At 74.1% G+C, this 18,373-nt stretch carries 25 protein-coding genes; 16 read left to right on the forward strand and 9 right to left on the reverse strand.

Translation table 11 applies throughout. The features are described from left to right. Positions 1-134: 134 nt before the first annotated feature. A complete protein-coding gene (locus ACFV2S_RS24880; RefSeq protein ID WP_385563087.1) occupies positions 135-563 on the reverse strand; it encodes an SRPBCC family protein in 429 nt (142 codons plus the stop codon). Positions 564-632: 69 nt separating this feature from the next. Further along, positions 633-857 (reverse strand): hypothetical protein, encoded by a 225-nt coding sequence (locus tag ACFV2S_RS24885; protein ID WP_385563090.1) that lies wholly within the window; start codon positions 855-857, stop codon positions 633-635. A gap of 197 nt (positions 858-1,054) precedes the next feature. Here ACFV2S_RS24885 and ACFV2S_RS24890 point away from each other — a divergent pair, with 197 nt between their 5' ends. From ACFV2S_RS24890 to ACFV2S_RS24900, 3 genes are all read left to right on the forward strand, one after another. Then, the gene (locus ACFV2S_RS24890) at positions 1,055-1,639 is read left to right on the forward strand and encodes a Clp protease N-terminal domain-containing protein (RefSeq protein ID WP_385563093.1); all 585 of its coding nucleotides are present in this window, start codon (positions 1,055-1,057) and stop codon (positions 1,637-1,639) included. Between the two features lie 41 nt (positions 1,640-1,680). Continuing rightward, positions 1,681-2,697, forward strand: coding sequence for a DMT family transporter (locus ACFV2S_RS24895; RefSeq protein ID WP_383796398.1), 1,017 nt, complete (start codon positions 1,681-1,683; stop codon positions 2,695-2,697). 176 nt (positions 2,698-2,873) lie between these two features. Further along, the gene (locus ACFV2S_RS24900; RefSeq protein ID WP_385563097.1) at positions 2,874-3,863 is read left to right on the forward strand and encodes a DMT family transporter; all 990 of its coding nucleotides are present in this window, start codon (positions 2,874-2,876) and stop codon (positions 3,861-3,863) included. Positions 3,864-3,910: 47 nt separating this feature from the next. Here ACFV2S_RS24900 and ACFV2S_RS24905 read toward each other — a convergent pair whose 3' ends face one another. Together ACFV2S_RS24905 and ACFV2S_RS24910 are read right to left on the reverse strand one after the other, a co-directional pair. Continuing rightward, positions 3,911-4,555, reverse strand: coding sequence for an FMN-binding negative transcriptional regulator (locus ACFV2S_RS24905; protein ID WP_385563100.1), 645 nt, complete (start codon positions 4,553-4,555; stop codon positions 3,911-3,913). Positions 4,556-4,576: 21 nt separating this feature from the next. Continuing rightward, the gene (locus ACFV2S_RS24910) at positions 4,577-5,284 is read right to left on the reverse strand and encodes a pyridoxamine 5'-phosphate oxidase family protein (RefSeq protein WP_385563103.1); all 708 of its coding nucleotides are present in this window, start codon (positions 5,282-5,284) and stop codon (positions 4,577-4,579) included. A 35-nt stretch (positions 5,285-5,319) separates the two neighbouring features. Here ACFV2S_RS24910 and ACFV2S_RS24915 point away from each other — a divergent pair, with 35 nt between their 5' ends. The 3 genes from ACFV2S_RS24915 (at position 5,320) to ACFV2S_RS24925 (ending at position 8,022) form a co-directional block, all read left to right on the forward strand. Next, the gene (locus ACFV2S_RS24915) at positions 5,320-6,654 is read left to right on the forward strand and encodes an aminotransferase class I/II-fold pyridoxal phosphate-dependent enzyme (RefSeq protein WP_385563106.1); all 1,335 of its coding nucleotides are present in this window, start codon (positions 5,320-5,322) and stop codon (positions 6,652-6,654) included. 205 nt (positions 6,655-6,859) lie between these two features. Further along, complete coding sequence (locus tag ACFV2S_RS24920) at positions 6,860-7,723, forward strand: oxaloacetate decarboxylase (protein ID WP_385563109.1); 864 nt, start codon at positions 6,860-6,862, stop codon at positions 7,721-7,723. Then, on the forward strand, positions 7,720-8,022 hold the full coding sequence (locus ACFV2S_RS24925; RefSeq protein WP_385563112.1) for a hypothetical protein: 303 nt from the start codon (positions 7,720-7,722) through the stop codon (positions 8,020-8,022). The genes ACFV2S_RS24920 and ACFV2S_RS24925 overlap by 4 nt, the downstream gene beginning before the upstream one ends. A gap of 71 nt (positions 8,023-8,093) precedes the next feature. On the opposite strand, the gene ACFV2S_RS24930 is transcribed toward ACFV2S_RS24925, so the two are convergent. Then, positions 8,094-8,279 (reverse strand): hypothetical protein, encoded by a 186-nt coding sequence (locus tag ACFV2S_RS24930; protein ID WP_382869674.1) that lies wholly within the window; start codon positions 8,277-8,279, stop codon positions 8,094-8,096. A 101-nt stretch (positions 8,280-8,380) separates the two neighbouring features. Continuing rightward, complete coding sequence (locus ACFV2S_RS24935; protein WP_385563116.1) at positions 8,381-9,508, reverse strand: DMT family transporter; 1,128 nt, start codon at positions 9,506-9,508, stop codon at positions 8,381-8,383. 73 nt (positions 9,509-9,581) lie between these two features. Here ACFV2S_RS24935 and ACFV2S_RS24940 point away from each other — a divergent pair, with 73 nt between their 5' ends. After that, positions 9,582-10,484: a LysR substrate-binding domain-containing protein gene (locus ACFV2S_RS24940; protein WP_383796419.1), complete on the forward strand. Its 903-nt coding sequence runs from the start codon at positions 9,582-9,584 to the stop codon at positions 10,482-10,484. A gap of 16 nt (positions 10,485-10,500) precedes the next feature. Here ACFV2S_RS24940 and ACFV2S_RS24945 read toward each other — a convergent pair whose 3' ends face one another. Beyond that, a complete protein-coding gene (locus tag ACFV2S_RS24945; protein WP_383796422.1) occupies positions 10,501-10,968 on the reverse strand; it encodes a pyridoxamine 5'-phosphate oxidase family protein in 468 nt (155 codons plus the stop codon). A gap of 77 nt (positions 10,969-11,045) precedes the next feature. On the opposite strand from ACFV2S_RS24945, the gene ACFV2S_RS24950 reads away from it, so the two are divergent. Then, complete coding sequence (locus ACFV2S_RS24950) at positions 11,046-11,717, forward strand: cysteine hydrolase (RefSeq protein ID WP_385563121.1); 672 nt, start codon at positions 11,046-11,048, stop codon at positions 11,715-11,717. Here ACFV2S_RS24950 and ACFV2S_RS24955 read toward each other — a convergent pair. Continuing rightward, positions 11,704-12,105 carry a Rieske (2Fe-2S) protein gene (locus ACFV2S_RS24955; RefSeq protein WP_385563124.1) on the reverse strand — a complete coding sequence of 134 codons (402 nt, stop codon included), beginning with the start codon at positions 12,103-12,105 and terminating at the stop codon, positions 11,704-11,706. The genes ACFV2S_RS24950 and ACFV2S_RS24955 overlap by 14 nt on opposite strands. A 167-nt stretch (positions 12,106-12,272) precedes the next feature. Here ACFV2S_RS24955 and ACFV2S_RS24960 point away from each other — a divergent pair, with 167 nt between their 5' ends. Continuing rightward, on the forward strand, positions 12,273-13,304 hold the full coding sequence (locus ACFV2S_RS24960) for an AraC family transcriptional regulator (protein WP_385563127.1): 1,032 nt from the start codon (positions 12,273-12,275) through the stop codon (positions 13,302-13,304). A gap of 103 nt (positions 13,305-13,407) precedes the next feature. Beyond that, on the forward strand, positions 13,408-14,016 hold the full coding sequence (gene lepB / locus ACFV2S_RS24965; protein WP_385563130.1) for a signal peptidase I: 609 nt from the start codon (positions 13,408-13,410) through the stop codon (positions 14,014-14,016). A gap of 6 nt (positions 14,017-14,022) precedes the next feature. Here the strand turns inward: lepB and ACFV2S_RS24970 are convergent, their stop codons facing one another. Next, a complete protein-coding gene (locus tag ACFV2S_RS24970; protein ID WP_385563133.1) occupies positions 14,023-14,622 on the reverse strand; it encodes a TetR family transcriptional regulator in 600 nt (199 codons plus the stop codon). Positions 14,623-14,758: 136 nt separating this feature from the next. Here ACFV2S_RS24970 and ACFV2S_RS24975 point away from each other — a divergent pair, with 136 nt between their 5' ends. Genes ACFV2S_RS24975 through ACFV2S_RS25000 form a run of 6 tightly spaced genes read left to right on the forward strand, consistent with a single transcriptional unit; the run spans position 14,759 to position 18,371 of the window. Then, on the forward strand, positions 14,759-15,445 hold the full coding sequence (locus tag ACFV2S_RS24975; RefSeq protein ID WP_385563136.1) for a DUF6230 family protein: 687 nt from the start codon (positions 14,759-14,761) through the stop codon (positions 15,443-15,445). 38 nt (positions 15,446-15,483) lie between these two features. Next, the gene (locus ACFV2S_RS24980; RefSeq protein ID WP_385563140.1) at positions 15,484-15,936 is read left to right on the forward strand and encodes a DUF6114 domain-containing protein; all 453 of its coding nucleotides are present in this window, start codon (positions 15,484-15,486) and stop codon (positions 15,934-15,936) included. After that, positions 15,933-16,697: a DUF6230 family protein gene (locus tag ACFV2S_RS24985; RefSeq protein WP_385563143.1), complete on the forward strand. Its 765-nt coding sequence runs from the start codon at positions 15,933-15,935 to the stop codon at positions 16,695-16,697. The genes ACFV2S_RS24980 and ACFV2S_RS24985 overlap by 4 nt, the downstream gene beginning before the upstream one ends. Beyond that, positions 16,691-17,077 carry a DUF6114 domain-containing protein gene (locus tag ACFV2S_RS24990; RefSeq protein ID WP_385563146.1) on the forward strand — a complete coding sequence of 129 codons (387 nt, stop codon included), beginning with the start codon at positions 16,691-16,693 and terminating at the stop codon, positions 17,075-17,077. The genes ACFV2S_RS24985 and ACFV2S_RS24990 overlap by 7 nt, the downstream gene beginning before the upstream one ends. Then, complete coding sequence (locus tag ACFV2S_RS24995; RefSeq protein WP_385563149.1) at positions 17,074-17,682, forward strand: hypothetical protein; 609 nt, start codon at positions 17,074-17,076, stop codon at positions 17,680-17,682. The genes ACFV2S_RS24990 and ACFV2S_RS24995 overlap by 4 nt, the downstream gene beginning before the upstream one ends. After that, a complete protein-coding gene (locus tag ACFV2S_RS25000; protein WP_385563152.1) occupies positions 17,679-18,371 on the forward strand; it encodes a DUF6230 family protein in 693 nt (230 codons plus the stop codon). The genes ACFV2S_RS24995 and ACFV2S_RS25000 overlap by 4 nt, the downstream gene beginning before the upstream one ends. Positions 18,372-18,373: the final 2 nt, after the last annotated feature.

Consider the following 18,373-nt stretch of genomic DNA (forward strand, 5'->3'; position numbering starts at 1 on the left):
GCGCGCCCCCCCCGCGGGGGGGGGGGCGCGGGCCCCCCCCCCCCCGCCCCGGCCCCCCGGCCCCCCCCCCCCCGAGCGGGGGGCCCCCCACGCCCCCCGCCCCGCGCCCCCGGCCGTATTCTCCGGAGGTACGGTCAGGCCACCAGGCCCGAGAGCTTGCGCAGGGACTCGGTCAGCGCCGCCGTCGCCGAGTCCCTGAGCTTGCCCGCCATCAGGGAGACCGCCGCACCGGTGAACTCCCCGTCGATCCGTACCGTCGTGGCCTCCCCGTCCGCCGCCAGCGAGTAGCGCGTGGTGACGACGACCCCCATCGGGCCCTTGCCCCGGATGGCGAACGCCCGCTCGGACTCCAGCTCCTCCACCGTCCAGAGGACCTCGGCGGGGAAGCCCATCAGCTTCATGTTCTCGGTGAAGGTGGCGCCGGCCTCCAGTGCGGCCGGGCCGCCGTTCGGGAAGCTGGTGTGGGTGGCGTTCCACTCGCCGTACGAGGAGAAGTCCGTGAGCCGCGCCCAGACCTTTCCGGTCGGCGCCTCGATCCGTGCCTCCGCGCTGACTTCGGCCATGAGACCACCCCTTCACGCGTGCCAACTGGGTTCCGGTGTCGCGGAACGTAGCGGGGCGGTCGTGAACATTCAATACTGATGAACCGTCAGTTCTGCCGTCGCCGGTCCCGTGCCGTCGCCGATCCACCAGATCTCGGCCGCGTCGAAGCTGTCCGAGGCCCGCGGCGCCCCGTCCTCCTCGTGGCAGTGGAACGCCGCCCAGAACAGATCGGCCGGCAGCGCGTCCCGGGGTGCGTACACCCGGTACACGTACTGCCGCCCGTCGCGCGAGAGCAGCGCCACCATCCAGAACACGACCGGAGGACGAGCGGAGGGGGGTCCGTGGTTGCGGTGGGGGCGTAAAGCAAGGCGGCGCGCGCCCCTCGGGGGGCGACACGCGCGATCTCATCCGTAAGGAGGAGGAACCGTGCGGGCGTGCCCAACTCCGGTGGGATGCGGACATGCTTCTCCCCGGTGATGTTCCGGCCGCCCCGGCCTGATGAGGTGGGAGGGTGCACCATCCCGTCCCGCGCTCCCAGCCGCTCCCGTCGCCCGCCGCCCCGCGCGCGGAGCTCGCGCCCTTCCTCACGCCCTCGCTGGCGGCGGTCGCGTCGGCCGCGCGCCGCAGGGCCCTCAGGGACGGCGACCGCCAGATCGACACCGCCCACCTCCTGCACGCGCTCGTCGAGTCCGACCCCGAGGTCGGCGCCGCCTTCGAGAGCGGTCACCAGCTCGCCCGCGTCCTCGGCTACCTCGTCCAGCGGTCCATCGGCTACGGCCTGCGCTGGCAGCGCTCGGACGAGGAGTCCGCGACCCGGCGCCTGCTTCCCGCCGCGCGCGGGACCGAGCCCCCGGGATCCCGCACCTCCCCCTGGTCGCCGGCGGCGGCCGCGGCCCTGGAGGGCGCCTTCCGGCGGGCCGCCGACCGGGGCGAGACGCAGGCCCGCGGCCTCGATCTGCTCGCCGCGGTCGCCGCCGATCCCGAGAGCCGGGCCGTCGAGGTGCTCCGTCGGGCCGGGGTCGATGCGGACGCGCTGACCGCCCGGATCGAGGGTCTCGCGGCCGCCCGCGACGAGGAGCCGTCTCAACAGGTGTAACGGGGGTTACGGCCCTGACGGCGTCCTGTCATGATGGCCCGATGCACGCGTCTCAGGGGAGAAGCGCCGGCCTGGGACTCGCCCTGGCCTCGGCCTTCGCATTCGGTGGTTCAGGAGTGGCTGCCAAGCCGCTCATCGAGGCGGGACTCGACCCGCTCCACGTGGTGTGGCTCCGGGTCGCCGGCGCCGCGCTCGTCCTGCTGCCCGTGGCCTGGCGCCACCGGGACCTCCTGCGCCGCAAACCCGCGCTCCTCGTGGGCTTCGGCCTGCTCGCCGTCGCCGGAGTCCAGGCCTTCTACTTCGCCTCGCTCTCCCGCATCCCCGTCGGCGTGGCCCTGCTCATCGAGTACCTCGCCCCCGCCCTCGTCCTCGGCTGGGTCCGCTTCGTCCAGCGCCGTCCCGTCACCCGCGCCGCCGCCCTCGGCGTCGTCCTCGCCGCCGGCGGCCTCGCGTGCGTCGTGCAGGTCTGGTCCGGCCTGAGCTTCGACGTCCTCGGCCTGCTCCTGGCCCTCGCCGCCGCCTGCTGCCAGGTCGGCTACTTCGTCCTCTCCGACCAGGGAGCCGACGGGGCCGACGAGGCCGAGCGGGCCGACCCGGTGGGCGTCATCGCGTACGGGCTGCTCATCGGCGCGCTCGTCCTCACCGTCGTGTCCCGGCCCTGGGGCATGGACTGGGCCGTCCTCGGCGGCCGTGCCGACATGAACGGGACCAGCGTGCCCGCGTGGCTGCTGCTCGGCTGGATCGTGCTGATCGCCACCGTCCTCGCGTACGTCACCGGGGTCATCTCGGTGCGCAGGCTCTCCCCGCAGGTGGCGGGGGTCGTGGCCTGCCTGGAGGCGGTCATCGCGACCGTCCTGGCCTGGGTCCTGCTCGGCGAGCACCTCGGGGCGCCGCAGATCATCGGCGGTGCGGTGGTCCTCGTCGGGGCCTTCATCGCCCAGTCCTCGACGCCGAAGGCGCCCCCGTCGGGGCCGGTCGCCGGCTCCGGTGCGGCGGTCGCCGCGGCCGGTTCCACGGAGCGGGACGCGGAGTTGTCCTCCGGCCGGACCGCCCCCTAAGGTGCCGATCATGCATTCGACCGTGCTTCCGCCCCCCGCCGCCTAGCGCGCGGAGGACCCTCCTCGACGAAGACCGGGCTCGGCCGGGCGACTCCTTCGCCCCCGAGCGGTTCGTCGCTGCCCCCGCGCGGAGCCCAGCGACCACCCTTCCCTCCCGTCTTCCACGGAGCACCCACGTGTCGAACTCCTCGGGTCCCGCCCTGTCCACCGGGCGGAGCCTCCTCTATCTGATCGTCGCCGGCATCGCCTGGGGCACGGCCGGCGCCGCCGCCTCGCTGATCTTCCGCGTCAGCGACATGGGCCCGCTGGCCCTCTCCTTCTGGCGCTGCGTCGGCGGCCTCGTCCTGCTGCTCGGGGCGCTGGCGCTGCGGTCCCGCCGCACCGGCGCCCGCAGCGCCGCCCGTACCGCCGTTCGTACCGAGGGGGAGTCGCGGGGCCGGCGGACGGCCCGCATCCTCGGCACGGGGATCGGTCTCACCGTCTTCCAGAGCGCCTACTTCGCCGCCGTCGAGGCCACCGGCCTCGCGGTCGGCACCGTCGTCACCCTGGGAGCCGGCCCCGTCATGATCGCGATCGGCGCCCGGCTCACCATGGGCGAGCGCCTCGGGCGCGGCGGGGTCGGCGCCGTCGCCGGTGCGCTCGCCGGGCTCTTCGTGCTCGTGCTGGGCGGCGGGGCGGCGGAGGTGCGGCCGCTCGGTGTCGTCCTCGCGGTCGTCTCGGCGGCCGGATACGCGGCGATCACCCTGCTCACCCGGTGGCTCGGCCGGGACGGCGGCGGCGCGGACGCCCTGGCGACGACCACGTGGGCCTTCGCGATCGGCGCGGTCGGGCTGCTGCCCGCCGCGCTCGCCGAAGGGCTCGTCCCGCACACGGACGCGCCGCTGAGCGTCGTACTGCTCCTGGTCTACGTGGCGGCGGTGCCGACCGCGCTCGCCTACGCGCTGTACTTCGCCGGCGCGGCCGTCGTCCGGGCCGCCACCGTCTCCGTGATCATGCTCCTGGAGCCGGTCAGCGCGGCCCTGATCGCGGTCTCGCTCCTCGGCGAGCGGCTCACCGCCGCGATCGTGCTCGGCACGCTGCTGCTCCTCACCGCCGTGACGGGGCTGGCCCTCGCCGAGGCGCGCACGGCGGCGCGGGCGCGCAGGCGGGAGCCCGTGGCGGTCTAGGGCCCGTCGGGGGCGGGATTCCCGGTGACCCTCCCGCCCCCGGTGCGTCATCCGTCCGCGTGGCGCCGGATCTGGTGGGACCGGGCGTTCAGGTCGCCGGGGCCGGCCCGCTCCGCGAGGCGCCGGGAGACCCGCTCCCGGACCTCGCGCGGCTTGTTGCCCGCGTACTTGAACTTCGCCCGTACGTCGGTCACCTCCAGGCTCAGCACCCGGATCCCCGACAGCAGCCTGCCGAACGGGGCCTCGCCGGGGGCCACGGGCGCGGTGCCGCCCTCCGGCTGGAAGCGGGCGACCTGGCGGTTGAGCAGGGCCGCCTTCTCCGCCGGATCGTCCACCACGCGCGCGGTGCAGCGCAGCTGGACGGCCGTGTAGTACGAGGTCGGGGTGCCGTGCTCCGACGGGGCGCCCTCGGGGGCCGTCCAGTGCCCCGGGACGTAGACGTAGTCGTCGACCACGCTCAGGAGCGCCGCCGGGTTCGCCTCCAGGGCGCGCCAGAGCGGGTTCGGGCGGGCCAGGTGGACCAGGGCCCTGCCGTAGGGGCCGGGCTCGGGGTCGTACCGGAAGTGCGTCGGCTGCACCCACGGCGGCTCGCCGTCCTGGCCGTTGACGGCGAGCTGGCCGAAGTCGTGCCGGGAGAGCCAGTCGCGCCACTCGCCCTCGTCGTGCGCGGCGTCCCAGGGGTGGATCAGCATGGTCGGTTCGCCCTCTCCGCGTCAGAGCGAGGTGAGGTAGCCGGGCACGGCGACCGACGGGTCGAGGTCCTCGGCCGGGAGCGGCGTGCCGTACCCGCCCCGCACCGGGACCACACCGGCCCAGTGGGGGAGGGCGAGGTCCTCGGCGTCGTCGTTGGGCCCGCCGGTGCGCACCTTCGCCGAGACCTCCTCCAGGTCGAGCCGGATCACGGCGGTGGCGGCGAGCTCCTTGGCGTTCCCGGGGCGCGAGTCGGCCGAGCGGCCCGGGACGACGTGGTCGACGAGGGCGTCCAGGGCGGTCCTGAGCTCCTCGGGGTCGGTGACCTGGTGGGCGGTGCCGTGGACGACGACCGAGCGGTAGTTGAGCGAGTGGTGGAACGCGGAGCGGGCGAGCACCAGGCCGTCGACGTGCGTCACGGTCAGGCAGACCGGCAGGCCCGGGGCCGACGCGCCGTCGCCGGCCGCCCGCAGCGGCCGGGAGCCGGTGGAGCCGTGGACGTAGAGGCGCTCGCCGACCCGGCCGAAGAGGGTCGGGAGGACGACCGGGGCGCCGTCGCGGACGAAGCCGAGGTGGCAGACGTAGGCCTCGTCGAGTATCGAGTGGACGAGCTCCCTGTCGTACGAGGCGCGCTCACGGGAACGCGTGGGCACGGTCCGGTCGGTCGGCGTGTAGGCCTCGCCCGGCGCGGACGTCTCGGTCGCGGTGCTCGTGTCGGCGGCGGCGCTCATTGCGTACTCCATTGCACTAGTGCATAATCATGTTTGTGCTAGGAGAGTATCGGATCGAAGGCCGTCGCGCATCGGACATCGCCGCCAGCGTCGAGCGGGGCGTGGCTGCCGGCGCGCTCCAGCCCGGCCAACTGCTACCGCCCATGCGGGAGTTGGCGAGCGCCCTCGGCGTGAATCCCAACACCGTCGCGGCCGCCTACCGCACCCTGCGCGAGCGCGGGGTCATCGAGACGGACGGCCGGCGCGGCAGTCGCGTGCGGCCACGGCCCGCCACGACCGCGCGCGGCTCGATCCGGGTGGAGGCGCCCGCCGGGGTCCGCGACGTGAGCAAGGGCAACCCCGACCCCGCCCTGCTGCCGTCCCTCGCGGAGGCCTTCGAGGAGGTCGCCCGGAGGTCCGCCGAACGGCCCGGCATGTACGGAGAAGCCCCCGTCGACGAGGAGTTCGGGCGCCTCGCGCGCGCCGCCTTCGACGCGGACGGGGTGCCCGCCGGGCCCGTCGGCGTCGCCTCGGGATCCCTCGACGCCGTCGAGCGGGTGCTCGCCGTGCACCTGCGGCCCGGCGACGCGGTCGCCGTCGAGGACCCGGGCTGGGGCAGCCTCCTCGACCTGGTGCCCGCGCTCGGACTGCGCCCGGTGCCGGTCGCCGTCGACGACGAGGGGCCCCTCCCGGAGGCGGTCGAGCGCGCGATCCGCCAGGACGGCGCGCGCGCCGTGATCGTCACCGACCGGGCGCAGAACCCGACCGGGGCCTGTGTCACCGAGGAGCGTGCCCGCGCGCTGCGGCGGGTCCTCGCGGCCCACCCCGGCGTCCTGCTCGTCGAGGACGACCACGGGCACGGCATCGTCGCGCAGCCCCTCCATCCGCTGGCCGGCGTCACCGACCACTGGGTCCTGGTCCGTTCGGTCGCCAAGGCGTACGGGCCGGACCTGCGGATCGCCGCGTTCACCGGGGACGCCGAGACCGTCGACCGGGTGCTGGGGCGGCAGCGGCTCGGCCCCGGCTGGGTCAGCAGGCTGCTCCAGCAGGCCGTCGCCCACCTCTGGGTGACCGGCGCCGTCGACCCGGCCCACGTCGCGCGCGCGTACGGGAGGCGGCGCGACGGGCTCGTGCGGGCCCTGGCCCGGCGCGGCGTCGAGGCGCACGGGCGCGGCGGCATGAACGTCTGGGTGCCGGTGACCGACGAGACCGGCGCGGTGGCCCGGCTCCTCGCCGCCGGCTGGGCGGTCGCGCCGGGTGCCCGCTTCCGCATGGACACGGGACCGGCCGTCCGGCTCACCGTCTCGGGCCTCGCCGTCGCGGACGTCGAGGCGCTGGCCGACGCGGTGGCCCGCGCGGCGGGCCCGGCACCGGCGCGCAGCTACGGATAGGTCCCATCTGGGCTGCGGCGCAAGGCCGTTCCCCGCACAAGTGACGTTTCGCCGGTGAATGCGCTACGCCTGGAGAGTGAGTAAAGCCCTCGTAGGGAGATGTTCGCCGGTGTCTCAGGAAACCATCAGGTTTTGGTAAAGGCCCGCCGTGTTGCGGCGGTTCCGCACCGATGCCGTGTTTCCCGAGATGACCAGGAGTCACCCCTTGAGTTACGGAAGCAGTCTGCGCGAGGCCGTCGCGGCCCCCGGGACGACCCCGCTGATCGGCGTGTACGACATGTACTCGGCCTCCGTCGCCGCCGACCACTACGACGGGATGTTCGTCTCCGGGTTCGGCTTCGCCGCCTCGTACTACGGGCTCCCGGACATCGGCTTCATCGCCTGGCCGGACATGGTGGCGTTCGTGCAGCGGCTGCGCGGCGCCTTCCCCCGCCACCACCTGCTCGTGGACATCGACGACGGCTACGTCGACCCCGAGGTGGCCTGCCACGTGGTGGAGGGCCTGGAGCGGATCGGCGCCTCGGGCGTCATCCTGGAGGACCAGAAGCGGCCGCGCCGGTGCGGGCACGCGGACGGCAAGCAGGTGCTGCCGCTCGACGAGTACCTCGCCAAGCTGCAGATGGTGCTGGCCACCCGCCGGGACATGGTGGTCGTGGCCAGGACGGACGCCACGGACGAGGCCGACATCCTGCGGCGCGCGGAGTGCCTGGCGGCGACCGACGCCGACGTGGTCCTGGTGGACGGCGTGCGCAGCGTCGAGTGGATCCACCGCATCCGCGAGGTGGTCGGCGGCAAGCCGCTGCTCTTCAACCAGATCGCCGGAGGCAAGTCGCCGCGGCTCTCCCTGGACGAACTCTCCGAACTCGGCGTGGACGTGGCCATCTACAGCACGCCCTGTCTCTTCGCGGCGCACGAGGCGATGGACTCGGCACTCGTCGAGCTGAAGCGGGCCAACGGCCGGCTGCCGTCCTTCGACCCCGAGAGCGGTGTCGGGGTCGCCGCCTCGACGCGGCTCCTGGAGCGGAACATCGCCCGCCACCAGTCGGCTCCCGAGCGGGTCGGCGCGTGAGCCCGGTGATTCCGCGCCAGGTGCCGTACGGATCCGCGCCGGGGGCGGCCGCGGTCAGGGCGCCGCTCAAGGCGCTCGGTCTGGCCGCCGTCCTCCTCGCGGCGGGCGCCGCGCCCGCCGCGGCGGGCGGCAGCCTGCTGACCGTCGTCGACAACTCGCACGCCGACTCCGTCGTGGAGGTCGACCGCGCGGCCAACGTCCAGTACGGCAGCAGCGGTACGGCGGGGAGCGATCACGACGGCAGTGCCGTCGACGCCCTGCAGGCGCTCTTCGGGGGCGGTCGCCAGGACGGGGGCTGACGCCCACCGCGCGCGGAACGGCCGGACACCGCCCTCGTGGTGTCCGGCCGTTCCCGTGCCCCGCCGTGGCGTCAGTCCTCCAGCAGGTCGGGGAGGCCCAGCTCGTCGAGCTCGACCGGCTCCGGGCCGTCCATCGGGGCGACGGCCGTCACGGCACCGGCGGTGGCCGCGGCCTGGGCCGGGCCGGCGAAGCCGAGGAAGGCGCCTGCCACGGCGAGGGCGGCGACGAGGGTGCGGGGGATCGTGGTGAGGTTCATGCCCGGGGAACGACCTCGCCTCCACGGGAGTCACGGAGAGTGACACGGGAGAGGGAGAGGCGCCCGCCGGCGGCCCGCGCGCCCGCCGTTCGGGCGGCGCCTCAGTCGAGGGCGCCCGCCCGCGCGGACGCCGCGGCGTGTACGGGGGTGGGCGCGGGCGCGCCCACGGGCGCGGTCGCCGGCCTCGCGACAATGGTCTCCGGCGCCACAGCCGTGGTCTCCGGCGTCAGGGCGGTGGTCGCCGGCTTCACGGCGGTGGTCTCCGGGGTCTTCGCCGGGAGGGTCGTGCGGCGGGACGAACGGGTCTGGGTGAGGGCCGCGCCCGCCAGGACCACGAGCGCGCCCACCGGGGTGTTCCAGGTGAGCCGCTCGTCGAGCAGGGCGACGCCCGCCGCCGTGGCGATCACCGGGATGAAGTACGTGACCATGGCGGCCGTCGTCGGCCCGACCTCCGCGACGACGCCGTACTGCAGCAGCATCGCGTACCCCGTACCGAGCGCGCCGAGCGCGATCACGGCCAGGAGCGGCACGACCTCGACCGACTCCGGGGCCGAGGTGAACAGCGGTGTGACCACGGCCAGCTGCAGCGTCGCGAGTCCCACCTGGGAGCCCGCGAGCGACAGGTTCGAGGCGCCCGTTCCGCTGAGGGTCCTGCGGACGTAGATCCAGCCGACCGCGTAGCTGAAGGAGGCGAGCAGGGCCAGGGCCGTGCCCGTCACGTCCAGGCCGGAGAAGCCCTGCCAGGCGCCGAGCACGGTGAGGACGCCGATGAAGCCTATGCCCAGACCGGCCGCGCGGACCCGGGTCGGGCGGTCCTCGGAGAGCGCCACGAGCGAGAGCAGCATGCCCCAGAGCGGCGTCGTCGCGTTGCAGATGCCCGCCAGGGTGGAGGGGATGGTCAGCTCCGCGTACGCGAAGAGCGAGAACGGCAGCGCGTTGAGCAGGAAGGCCGCGACCGTCAGGTGGCCCCAGACGCGGGCCCCGCGCGGCAGCCGGTCGCGCTTCACGACGATCGCGACGGCCAGCACCGCCGTACCGAACAGGAGCCGCCCGAAGGTGACCTGGAAGGGCGCGAAGCCCTCTGTGCCGACCTTGATGAAGAGAAAGCTGAAGCCCCAGATCAGGGCGAGGGCGCCGAACCGGGCGCGCCAGTCGAGCAGGCGGGGAGCGGAGGCGGCGGCGGAGACGGAGGACGGGGAGGGCGGCGAGGGCGGGGCTGCGGGGCTCATGCACTCAGGGTGACGGGAGCGATGTCTTAGAACAAGCGAGAATTCCTCGACCCCTCCCCTTAGTATCGCTTACATGTTGAACCTGGAGCGTCTGCGCACCCTCGATGCCCTCGCCCGGCACGGTTCGGTCAGCGGCGCGGCCGACGGCCTGCACGTCACCACCTCGGCCGTCTCCCAGCAGCTCTCCAAGCTGGAGCGCGAGGTGGGGCAGCAGCTGCTCGCCAAGAACGGCCGGGGCGTGCGGCTCACCGACGCCGGGCTGCTGCTCGCCGAGCACGCCGCCCGGATCCTCTCCCAGGTCCAGATGGCCCAGGCCGACATCGAGGCCCAGCGGGGCCGGGTGGTGGGCGAGGTGCGGCTCACCGCCTTCCCGACGGCGGCGCGCGGACTCTTCCCGGCCGCGCTCGCCGCCCTGCGCGCCGGCCATCCCGAGCTCCGCGTCCGTACGACGGAACGGGAGCCGGAGCCGGGTGTGCGGGCGGTCCTGCGCGGTGACGCCGACCTGGCGATCGTCCTGGACTGGAGCAACAAGCGCGCACCCGTCCCCGGCGGCCTGGAGCGCGCCCACCTGCTCGACGACTCCGCCGACGTGGCCCTGCCCGCCGGACACCCGCTCGCCGGACGGGACGCGGTGGGCCTGGAGGACTTCGCCGACGAGGAGTGGGTCTCCTGGCCCGAGGGCGAGTTCTGCCACGACTGGCTCATGTTCACGCTGCGCTCGCAGGGCATCGAGCCGCGCATCGGGCACTTCGCCGGGGAGCACCACACCCAGCTGGCCCTGGTCGCGGCCGGACTCGGCGTGTGCGTCACGCCCCGGCTCGGGCGTCCGGTGCCGGAGGGTGTCGTCTTCGTCCCCGTCCGCCAGCAGGTCCGGCGCCACATCTACGCCACCTGGCGCGCCGACGCGGGCCGCCGCCCCTCCGTACGGGCCGTCGTCGCGGCGCTGCGGGCGGCGGCGGAGCCCCTGGCGAGCTGAGGCCGGGAGGCGCGCGTCAGAGGTCCGCGAGCTTGCGGAAGTCCCAGGACGCGATGGCGTCCGGGGTCAGCCGGAGCCAGGCGTGCCGGCCGTCGTGCGGCATGGTGTCCAGGCCGAAGTTCTTGGCGGGGAAGAGCTGTTCGGGCACGTCGAGCTCGGGACACGGCTCCCCGGTCCTCGGTGCCTCGCCGACGAAGACGGCCGTCCCGGACAGCTCCACTCCGCGCAGTTCCCCGTACTCCTCCCCGTCGTCCACCACCACGGCGATCCTCGGGTCGGCGCGCAGTTCCGCCCAGCGGCGGCTGCGCGTCAGGGAGTACAGCCACAGCGAGGAGCCGTCCCAGACGAACCAGAGCGCGCTCACGTGCGGGCGGCCGTCGGCGGAGACGGTCGCGACCCGGCAGGTGCGCTGCTCGGCGAGGAAGGAGTCGAGCTCGGCCGGGGTCATCATGATCCGGCGTCCGCGGCGCTGTGCGACGGTCATCGTCCGCACCCTTCTGGATTTCTGATGAGACGTCAGAAAGCATGGAGGGCCATCCGCGCGCGTGCAAGGGGGAGACCATGGGAGAGAGTCCGAGAGAACGGCTCGGGGAGCGGATCCGTCCGGACGGCGGAGTCGTCCTGCTCACCGTCGAGTGTCAGCGGGGTGTCGTCGGTCCGGACAGCGCCCTGCCCGAACTGGCCGCCGTCGCCCGGGCGTCGGGCGCCCTCGGCAACGTCGCCCGGCTCGTCGCCGCCGCGCACGCGGCGGACGTCCAGGTGATCCACGCCGTCGCCGAGCGGCGCCCCGACGGCCGGGGCGCCAACAGCAACGCCCGGCTCTTCGCGGCCGCCGCCCGGCTGCCCGTGCAGCAGCACAGCGGCAGCGCGGCCGTCCGGATCGCCGAACCGATCGAGGTCACCGACGAGGACCTGATCGTCCGGCGGCTGCACGGGCTCTCGCCGCTCGCGGGCACCGACGTCGACGCCCTCCTCCGCAACCTCGGCTGCCGCACGCTGATCGTCACCGGGGTCTCCGCGAACGTGGCCGTGCCCAACGCCGTGTTCGACGCGGTGAACCTCGGCTACACGGTCGTGGTGCCCGGGGACGCCATCGCGGGGGTGCCGGCCGACTACACCCCCGCGATGATCCGGAACACGCTCGCGCTCGTCGCCACGATCACCACGACGGACGAGGTGCTGGGGTGCTGGAAGGCGCCCCGGAGTCCGGGGGGCGCCGTCAGCCGGGGCTGATCTCCTCGCCCACCACCTGGATCGGCTCCGGCGGCAGCGGCGCGGGCGCCGGGCCGGACTTCACGCTGCCGTCCGAGATGTCGAAGTGGCTCTGATGGCAGGGGCAGACGATGACGCCGTCCTGGATGCTGCTCACGGCGCATCCCTGATGGGTGCACTTCGAGGAGAAGGCCTTGAACTCGCCTGCCTTGGGCTGGGTGATCACCAGGCCCTTGTCGGCGAGGATCTTCCCGCCGCCCACCGGGATGTCCCCGGTCCGCGCGATCGCCGTTCCCTCCGGAGCCGCCGCGCTCTTGCCGTCCGCGCCGTCCCCGCAGGCGGCGAGTGCCGCCGCGAGGCCCGCGCTTCCCGCCGCCGCGACCACCGTCCGGCGTGCCACTCCGCTCATGTACTTGCCCCTTTGTCGCTCGCTGTGCACGGGCACGGGTGTGTGCCGGCACCCGACGGTACGGCTGTGAGCTGTGTCCCGTTCACAGGATGCGTACTTCGGCCGCCTTACAGTTCTGAGTAGAGTGTCTGGATCTGGACATCCTTCGATGAAAGTGTCTAGCTTCGGTGAACTCGTCGGTCAGCACCCATCACCTACGGGCCGTCCTGCTCGGCGCCGAGCGGCGCGGCGTCGCCCCGGGGCCGCTCCTCGCCCGCGCCGGACTGCCCTCCGCCCTCCTGGAGACGCCCCCGGCCAGGGTCCCCGCCGACCAGTTCGGACAGCTCGTCAGAACGCTGTGGGCCACGCTCGACGACGAGCTGATCGGCTTCGGCGGCGCGCCCAGCAAGGTCGGGACCTTCGCGATGATGGCCCATGTGGCGGTCCACGGCAGCCGCGACCTCCGCGAGGCGCTGCGACGCGCCCAGACCTTCTACGCCCTCTTCCCGGCGGGACCGCGCTTCCGGCTCCTCGAACCCGGCGCGGGCGGGACCTGCGGAACCGACGAGGCGCGGATGGAGTTCGACGTCTCCGGCTACGACGACCCCCTCCACTTCGGCGCCGAGTCCACCGTCCTCGTGGCGCACCGCTTCGCCGGCTGGCTCGTCCGGCGCCGGATCGGCCTTCGGCGGGTCGAGTTCGTCCACCCCGAGCCCCCGCACGCCCGCGAGTACGCCCCGCTCTTCGGCGTGCCCTGCGTCTTCGGCGCGGACCGGACCGCCGCCGTCTTCGACCGGGCGGACCTGGACGAACCGGTCCTGCGGGACGCGGCGGCGCTCAGGGCCTTCCTCCGGCGCGCCCCGGCCGACGTGCTGGTCCGCGCCGATCACAGGAGTACGGCGACCGGCCGGGTGCGGCACCTCATCGGGCGGGCCCTGCCCGGCGGGCCGGTTCCGACGCCCGAGGAGCTCGCCGACCTCCTGTCCGTCAGCCCGCAGACCCTGCGGCGTCAACTGGCCGCCGAGGGGACGACGTACCAGCGGCTCCGCGACCAGGTGCGGCGCGACCACGCCATCGCCGAGCTGACCGGCGGCCGGGTGTCCATCGAGCGGCTGTCCCGGCAGCTCGGCTTCTCCGAACCCAGCGCCTTCCACCGGGCGTTCAGGCGCTGGACCGGTGAGACGCCCCGGTCCTATCAGACACGCGGTCAACAACCCTGAGCGGTACGGTCACAGCCGCCGCCCGGCGCCCGGCCTACCGTCCCGCCATGACCGAAATCGACCGGTCCCCAGGCCCCCGGCCGCCGGACCGCACGGGGTGCCGGTGAACGCGCGCCGGGCGGCCGGGGCCGTCCTCTGCACCGGTGTCCTGCTCTGCCTCCTCGCCGGGGTCGCCGTCACGGCCCTCGGCGTCCGGGTCGACGGCACCAGCATGACGCCCACCCTCCACCAGGGAGACCGGATCCTCGTCGCCCCGGGTTCGGCGGGCGGGGCGCGCCGCTTCGACGTGGTGCTGCTGCGGGCCACCGGGAAGGACGCCCTCCTGGTGAAGCGGGTGATCGCCCTGCCGGGCGACCGGGTGGCGATCGTGTCCACGCCGGACGAGCCCTTCCAGGTCCTCCTCCAGGAGGGCGGCCGGGGGCCCGTGCGCCGGGTGGTGGCGCCCCAGTGGGCGGCGCAGGCGCACCGTACGAGCGCCTGCTGCGGGCCGGACGGCACCCGGTCGGCGCGGCCCGGGCTGCGGACCGTGCCCGAGGGCGCGTTCTTCTACCTGGGCGACAACCCCGACCTGTCGGACGACTCCCGGGCGTACGGCTGGGGCAGGCTCGACCGGATCCAGGGCCGGGCCGGCGTCCGGGCCTTCCCGGTCTCCGCGTCACCGGACATCGGCAACCGGCCCGTCCTGGAGGACTACCGGGGGCCGGGCCCCTGACCACTCCTACGGGATCCGTTCCCGGCCCGTGCTCAGGGCGATCCGGAGCACGGTGTCCGCGATGCGCCGGGCCGACTCCTCGGGGGAGGGGCCGGCCTGGACGATGTGACTGGCGGTCAGCCGGACCGCCGCGTCCACGGCCAGTTCGCGGGCCACCGGGTCGACCGAGGGCCAAGCCTCCGTGGCGTACGCGCCGGCCATCGCGGTCGCGGTGCCGAAGGCCGCCGCGGACCGGGTCGTGAGGTACGGGAGGAGCCCGTCCTCGCCGGTGCTGGTCAGCATGGCCCTGATCAGGGGGTTCCGCGCGGCCAGCGTCAGGGTGAAGCCGACGGCGGCCTCGACGGCCGCGCGCAGGTCGTCCCGGTGGGCGTCCAGGCCCTGCTGGATGCCAACGAGGCAGCGCTCCAGCTCGCGCTGGAACAGGGCCTCGCCGACGGCCTCCTTGGAGGGGAACTCCGCGTACAGCGTCTGCCGGCTGACGCCGACCGCGCCGGCCAGGTGGGACATGCGCAGCTTGTCGAAGCCGCGGTCCGCGACCGCCTCGTACGCGGCGTCGAGGAGGCGCTCGCGCAGCAGTGTCCGGACCGTCTCCCTGAACCGTGGCATCGGGCAAGCCTAGTCCAGCGGGAAAAAGTCTCAGGATTGTCAGAAGTGTTGACACTTCTTTGGAAGCTGTCCAATTCTCGGACATGAGGCCGCGAAGTGTCATTCGACCGGTGCGGCACGACGGTTGGAGATTCAGATGCAGCACGAGACCCGGGGCGTCACCCGCTGGCGGAGATCGGCGTTCCTCGCCGTACCCGCGACGGCCGCCATCGCCGCCATGGCCACCGCCATGGTCCAGGGCGCGCTCGCCGCGAACCTCTCGCTCACGAGCGTCCCCTTCACCCTCAGCTCCAAGACGGTCGCCGCACCGCAGGGCATCGGCGCGGTCATGCACACCATCGACGCCGGCGGGTCCAAGGGCGCCGCCGAGGTCGGCATCGCCAAGGCGGGCCTCGACGGCATCTGCGTCCACGCCGTGCAGTCGGTGAACCTCCCGGTGATCGGCAGCCTCGGCACCTGGTCGCTCAACATCTCCTCGCCCGCCGCCGCCACCCCGCTCACCAGCGACCAGCTCGTCGCCGGAGCAGGCCTCCAGGCGAACAAGCTCGTGCTCGACGCCCAGGCGCTGAAGGCGGCCACGGCGACGCTCAACGCGAGCGACACCACCCCGAACGTCATCGGCGCCGCCGCCGACGGCGCCGGGATCAAGGGCACCGGAATCGACGACGGCACCCCGGGCCAGTTCGGCCTCGACGCCACCGGCGGCCGGACCGACATCAAGAACCTCAACGCCGACGCCAACGGCGCCACGATCGCCGGCGCCCTCACCCTCCCGGACCTCGCGATCGCGGTCGCCCACGGCGACAGGACCTGCGGAGCCTGACACCCGCACCACCCCGACCGACCGCTGCGAGGCCTCCCATGACCACCGACCCGCCGCCCGAGCCGACCGAAGGGTCCGTCACGGGCCGCGCCCGACGGGCCTTCCGCCGCTGGCGCCGCACCCGGCCGTTCTGGGCGGCCCTGTGGACCGGACTCGGCGGCTTCGTCATCTTCTTCCTGCCCATGGCACCACTCGGCAAGATCCTCCAGATCGGCGTCGGAGGGATCGCGGGGATGGCCGGCGGCGTCGTCCTCATGGCGATGGCCCTGCTCATCCTGCTGCTGCCCGGGCAGCGCCACACGGCAGGCGTCATCGCGGTCATCGCGGGCGTCGCCTCGTTCCCGCTCTCCAACCTCGGCGGCCTGCTCGTCGGGATGTCCCTCTCGGTCCTCGGCGGCTCCATGGCCTTCGCGTGGCTGCCGGAGAAGCCCGCCCGGCGCCGCCTCCTCGCCCGTACGACACCGGCCCCCGAAGGGAGCGGATCCGCGTGAACCCCCTCGCCTCCGGAGCGCGGGCGGGCCTCCGGGTCGGCGGCCGCGCCGCCGCCGACTGGAACGCCCGCATGCTCGCCCAGGCCGCCGACGGCACCCGCCGCGGCACCCGCTGGGGACGCGGCGCCCTCGCCCTCGTCCCCTCCGCCCTCGCCATCGGCGTCCTCGGCACCGCCCTCGCGCAGGGCGCGCTCGCCGCCAACTTCAGCGTCACAGGCCAGCCCTTCACCCTGACCACCAACGGGGTCCAGGGCAGCGGCTTCGGCGCCGTCGTCAACACCCCCGCCGTCGGACGCCCCGACGGCACCACGACCACCACCACCGCGATGGCCCGCGTCGGATTCGCCAGCGCCGGACTCGCCGGACTCTGCGGGATCGTCCACCAGACGATCGCCGGAGTGCCGTACTCCCTGCTCCTGACGGGCGGCCAGAAGGTGACGGGCGCCCCGCCCGCCGCCTTCACCACCGACATCGACGCCTCCAACCTCTACATCCAGGCCACCGAACTCCAGTCCTACGGGCCCACCACCCTCCAGAACGCGGTGATCGGACAGTCCGCCGACCAGGTCACCGTCGCCGGGAAGCCGCTCACCGGCGCCCTGCCCGGCGGCTTCGGACTCGGCTCGGCCGGCGGCGAGGGCGGCAGTTCCATCACGCTCCACGGACTGAACGCCACCGCGTACGACGCAGAGATGGCCGGGGCGCTCGTCCTGCCCGACCTGAGGATCAGGGTCGTCGCGGGAACGGCGACCACATGCTGAGCCGGGCCGGGGACGCGTCCGCCTGGTTCCGCGCCTTCCGCCGCACCCGGCCGTTCTGGGGCGCCGTGTGGCTGGTCGCCGGCGGCTGGACCGTCCTCAAGTTCTCCCTCAGCTCGCTGCAGTTGATCGTGAGCACCGGCTTCGGGGGAGTGGCCGGCTACCTGGTCGGCGGCGGGATGATCCTGTGCGGCCTCATCCCGCTCGCGCTGCCCGCCCAGCGGTACACCTTCGGCCTCATCGGCGTCGTCCTCGCCGTCGTCTCGCTCGTCGTCTCCAACCTGGGCGGCTTCCTGCTCGGCATGACGCTCGGCGTGCTCGGCGGCTCCATGATGGTCGGCTGGGGCGTCAAACGGCCGCGCCGCCGGGCGGTGGAGGGGTGACGGCCGGCCGGCGAGCCCTCGCCGTGGTCACGGCCCTCCTCCTCGCGCTCGGCACGGCCCTCTGGTCGGGCCTGCCGAGCAGCGCCTCGGGCGAGGCCGCCGCGGTCGCGCCGCTGGGCGTGCCCTTCCTGCCCTCCCCGGACCCCCTGCGCGTCACCATCGGCAGCATGGTCGCCGTCTCCATGACGGTCGAGAAGAACGTCACCATCCGGCTCTCCGACGGCTCGACACGCACCACCACCCAGTACACCTTCACCAAGCTCAAGATCCGCTCGCACATGAACGTGGTCCAGCGCGCGGCCGGGCACACCGTCACCATCGACGTCCCCGGCGAGGGCTCGCTCGGCGGCTACGACAGCGCGGGGAAGGCCGAGACGACGACGATGTGGGGGAACATCACGAACGTCTGTGTCCGGGTCCTCGTCAAGGTCTGCGGCGTGCAGGGGCTGCTCGACTTCTTCGGGTCCCTCATCCCGCTCACCGCCGGTGCCGAGGACTTCGCCGGCGACATCTACGCGATCCGGACGGTCGACGACCACGCGGCCCTCGACTCCACGGACAACCCCGTCCACCTCCCCGGAACGATCACGGTGACCACGCCATGAGCGTCCGCGAGGAGGGACGCACCCACTGGCGCCGGTCCCTCGCCGTCGCCCTGCCCGCGCTCCTCGCCGCCGGCGGCCTCGGCTCCGCCATGGCGACGGGCGCGCTCGCCGTCGGCCTCCGCGTCCAGGACCGGCCCGTCGACTTCACCACCAGCAGTCTGTACGGGACGCAGTACGGCGCCGCCGTCGTCGACCAGACCGTCGTACGGCCCGACGGCTCCACCGGCAGCGAGCGCGTGCTCCGCATGGGCTTCGCGGACGGGGTCATCAACGGCCTCTGCCTGAGCCGACGGCAGCAGATCGCGGGAGCCACGTACACCCTGCTCCTCACCCTCGGCGACGACGACCCGGACTCCTGGGAGATCAGGACGGAGAACACCGTCCTCGACCTGCGCAGCGCCACCGGCGTCCTCGACATGGACGGCGTCGTCGACCTCAACGTCAACGGCGCCGACGTGAGGACCGTCAAGGACGCCACCGGCGCGTACGTCGCCAACCCGCTCGACAGCCCGCAGCACCGCTTCGGCATCCAGGCGCGCTACGCCAAGTTCGACCGGATCACCGGCACCGCCCAGGACTTCCAGATACCCGGCCTCCTGACGACCCCGAAGCTCTCGCTGTCCGTCCGCCCCGGCACGGTCGCCTGCCCCTCACCGCCGCCCCCCACGGGCACACCCGGCACGCCCTGACC

Origin of the sequence: Streptomyces sp. NPDC059695 (genome assembly GCF_042733785.1) — a bacterium.
In the GTDB taxonomy this organism is placed as follows: Bacteria; Actinomycetota; Actinomycetes; order Streptomycetales; family Streptomycetaceae; genus Streptomyces.